Here is a 692-nt window from a genome sequence, read left to right on the forward strand (position 1 = left end):
CGGCGACGATACGCGCGGCGGCGGCGGCAACGATTACATCGAGGGCGGGGGCGGCGACGACAAGCTTGACGGCGGTACCGGCAGCGACTGGCTGCGTGGCGGCAAGGGCGTCGATACCTACAGCTTTGGCGCCGCGTTTGGAAACGACACCATCGTCGACAGTGGGGGTCCTTGTGGCGACTGCGTTTGAGACGAGTATTGGCTGAAAATCTGTCGTAATCGCAGGTTATTTGAAGGGATGATGCAGTTATGGGTTTGTATATTTTGGCGTTGATGCTGATATGGTTCGGTGTTCTCTGCTGGGCGGCAAAAGGTATCACACGGGGTGGCGATACGCGGTACCGGATGATAATTTCGACGATTATTATCGTCCTTGTCTACCCGCTGCCAGTCGCAGATGAAATCATTGGAGCGATACAGTTCAAAATATTGTGCAAGCAACAGGTTATCTATAAGGATCCCGACATGGAGAGCAAAAAAGGGGCGCATCTCAAAGTTGTTATTCAGGAAAGAAAGCGAATTAGCGACAAAGCGGTGCCGATGACGAGCACTATTTTTGAATATATTGAGCCAATTGCAAAACGATTTTTCCGAACTGGCCGACATCAGGAGAGCACGATTTTTCATCGCTTTTTCGTGATATCGGAGGAAATCTGATCGGTTACGGCGGCGGAATCATGGCTAATCTCATT

General features: G+C 51.0%; 2 protein-coding genes. Both read left to right on the plus strand.

Annotation, left to right across the window (positions count from 1 at the left end; genetic code table 11):
* Positions 1-190, plus strand: a 190-nt coding sequence (locus tag F1735_RS33985; RefSeq protein ID WP_222853188.1) for a hypothetical protein, incomplete at its 5' end; no start/stop codon positions are given.
* Between the two features lie 59 nt (positions 191-249).
* Positions 250-657, plus strand: coding sequence for a hypothetical protein (locus tag F1735_RS33990; protein ID WP_167241454.1), 408 nt, complete (start codon positions 250-252; stop codon positions 655-657).
* The last annotated feature ends 35 nt before the right edge of the window (positions 658-692 follow it).

Origin of the sequence: Massilia genomosp. 1 (assembly GCF_011682185.1) — a bacterium.
In the GTDB taxonomy this organism is placed as follows: Bacteria; Pseudomonadota; Gammaproteobacteria; order Burkholderiales; family Burkholderiaceae_D; genus Telluria_A; species Telluria_A rubra.

What these genes read in the sequence shown, in the direction of transcription:
- F1735_RS33990 (WP_167241454.1), top strand. Translation starts at nt 250, where the DNA reads ATGGGTTTGTATATTTTGGCGTTGATGCTGATATGGTTCGGTGTTCTC.